This is a genomic window from Holdemanella sp. (assembly GCF_056804935.1).
This window is the reverse complement of record NZ_DBMEXE010000213.1, coordinates 1-2,787: the sequence shown is the minus strand read 5'-3', so window position 1 is coordinate 2,787 and position 2,787 is coordinate 1. Positions and strand designations below refer to the sequence as shown.

Annotated in this window: 4 protein-coding genes; 2 read left to right on the top strand and 2 right to left on the bottom strand. The window is 34.1% G+C overall.

Annotated features, from left to right (window positions below):
* Positions 1 to 149: 149 nt before the first annotated feature.
* Positions 150 to 551: a VanZ family protein gene (locus ACZQCL_RS08390; protein ID WP_412345582.1), complete on the bottom strand. Its 402-nt coding sequence runs from the start codon at positions 549 to 551 to the stop codon at positions 150 to 152.
* Positions 548 to 1,069 carry an HAD domain-containing protein gene (locus ACZQCL_RS08385; protein ID WP_118116398.1) on the bottom strand — a complete coding sequence of 174 codons (522 nt, stop codon included), beginning with the start codon at positions 1,067 to 1,069 and terminating at the stop codon, positions 548 to 550. Before ACZQCL_RS08385 ends, ACZQCL_RS08390 begins: the two co-directional genes overlap by 4 nt.
* Before the next feature lie 82 nt (positions 1,070 to 1,151).
* Here ACZQCL_RS08385 and rapZ point away from each other — a divergent pair, with 82 nt between their 5' ends.
* The gene (rapZ, locus tag ACZQCL_RS08380) at positions 1,152 to 2,012 is read left to right on the top strand and encodes an RNase adapter RapZ (RefSeq protein WP_186999313.1); all 861 of its coding nucleotides are present in this window, start codon (positions 1,152 to 1,154) and stop codon (positions 2,010 to 2,012) included.
* Positions 2,009 to 2,787: gluconeogenesis factor YvcK family protein (locus ACZQCL_RS08375; protein WP_482482761.1), on the top strand; the 779-nt coding region annotated here is incomplete at its 3' end. The genes rapZ and ACZQCL_RS08375, both read left to right, overlap by 4 nt.

Below are 2,787 nucleotides of genomic sequence, written 5' to 3'. Positions count from 1 at the left end.
ATTTAATATATCGAGTAGGGTGGAGTGAGTTTGCGGCTAAGGTAAGTAAAAATAAAAAAGCCACGATTATCATTGGAAGAATGAACATTTGTTTACTTTTCATGTAATCACCAATAGAATCGTAGCATAATTCATTTAATTGTCAATTTTCAGAGTGCTTTTTGGGATGATTTCCATCGAATCAGACCAATGTTTAATAGAATTAGGGATAAAGCACCGCAAGTATCAATGCATATGTCTGTAATCTGTGGGCTTCTTCCTGAGACAAAAGATTGATGCCATTCATCACTGCAAGCATATAGAATGCATGTGACCAAAGCGTATAGTGCAGAGCGTTTCACACCATAGTTCTTATACATATAGAATGTATTGAATCCAAGCATGGCATAAATTGTAAAATGTGCGAGTTTACGAACGATATGCATTGAGAATGGTAAAAATTGTAAAAACCAGGCACTTGTTTGTGTGGATTGTTCTGCATTTTGACTGGAAAAATAAAAGATCAGTAGCATGTTACAGATTGTAAAAATGGTAAAAATGTGTTTTTTCAATTCGAAAACTCCTTTTGTTGAATAAATAAAGCGTAGTCCGCCTTTTTGTAGTCGGATTCTTTGAAATAGTGGCGAACATAAACAAAATGATAATCGAAAGCGTTGGACATGTCAAAATCATCTAAAATAATATAACTTGTCACATTGTTTTCATTAATAAATTCTTGAATAGCTTTTGTGCGTGGATTAATCAAAGTGGTAACGGATTTAACATACTTTCCTAAATCAAATATGTCAAACATGGCCTGAAGTTGTTCTAATGAATAGACTATTCTCCATGAGCTTGTGATGATGATTTGAGCATCATATTTTTCAATGAGTTGCTTTAAAAGTTGAATACTTTCTTTTGAAAAACAATAATAAACTTGATTGACTAAATATGCGTTTAGTGTGGCAATTTTTGGGTGGTTCAATTTTTTTGCCAGGACATTTGGTAAATTGTAATCGAGACAATAGGAATTCTTTTTACGACTCGGATTGATTACTCCATCGATATCTAAAAATATACATGGTTTCATATGTGTTCCTCCTTTTATTATGATAGTCAAAATTGTACTCAAGTTCAAATGTTGGTATAATTTACAAAAAGGATGTGTGATTATGGAAAATAAAATTGTTCTTGTGACAGGAATGTCAGGGGCCGGAAAATCAAGTGCAATGAATGCTCTAGAAGATTTGGGCTATTATTGTATGGATAATTTTCCTAAGGAATTGTTGGATAATCTAGAAGACTTACTAAGAAAAGATGAGTCTCATTATAAAAATGTAGCACTAAGTGTGAGTGCTATTGATTACCAGGCTTTTGTGAGCTACTTTGAAAATATTAACCGCGATCTTCAAATCTTGTTTTTAGATTGCAGCGATGAAGAATTGTTGTTACGTTATCGCTTTACAAGAAGACAACATCCAATGATTGTAAATCATTTGGCTACAACGTTAGAAGATGCGATTGAAGTAGAACGTGATTTTTTGGATCATCTACAAGAGAATTCACAGAATACGATTCATATTGATACGACAAAATTAAGTACTTCTGCTTTGGCAAGTCGTGTTTTACACCGTTTTAAAAGTGCTCAAAGAAGCGTGTTTACAGTCACATTCCAATCTTTTGGATTTAAACATGGAGTACCATTAGATGCAGATATGGTCATTGATGTTCGTTTCTTGCCAAACCCATTTTATGATCCATTGCTTCGAGATAAAACAGGAAATCAAAAAGAAGTATATGACTATGTAATGGATAAACCAGAAACACAAGAGTTTATTGTGAAACTAAAGGATTATTGTGATTTTGTGTTCTCACAATATGAGAAACAGAACAAGTCTCATATGATTGTTGCGATTGGATGTACAGGTGGTCAACATCGCTCGGTTTCGATTTGTAACTGGTTGTATGATGAATATAAAGATACATATCGTTGTTTTAAATCGCACCGTGATATTGGAGTTGACGAAGAATGAAAAAAATAGTCGTAATTGGTGGAGGTACAGGTCTTTCAAGCATGTTAAAGGGTATGAAACGTTTGGAAGATGTTGATTTAACGGCCATTGTTACAGTAGCCGACGATGGTGGCAGTACGGGACGAATTCGTGATATTTACAATATTCCTGCAGTTGGAGATATTCGACATGTTTTATGTGCTATGGCCGATGAAGAAGATGAAGGCTTTTTCTCTGATTTGCTGAATTATCGTTTTGAAGGAAGCGAAGATGTGGGTGGTCATAATTTAGGAAACTTGATTTTCTTGGCAATGATCAATACTACAGGCTCATTTATGGGAGCTATTGAATCAATTTCAAGAGTATTAAATGTGAAGGGGAATATTCTTCCTAGTACATTGGATGTTGTTACATTATATGCAATGATGAAAGATGGCACGCTGGTTCGTGGAGAAAAAAATATCCCAACGGTATACAACAGTATCGATCATGTTTTTTATCAGAAGTATGTGCATGCATATAAACCGGCTATTGAAGCTATTAAAAATGCCGATTTGATTATTTATGGAATTGGATCTTTATATACTTCAATTATGCCGAATCTAATTATTTCGGATATCTCGAAAGCTATTGAAAAGAACCCTTGTAAGAAAATCTATTTTTGTAATGCCATGTCTCAGCCTGGAGAAACAGATGGATATACGGTTCAGGATCATATTCATGCAATTGAAAAACATTCATTTAAACATCCAGTAGATTTAGTGGTGGTTAACCAGTCGATGTTACCTAAGGAAGT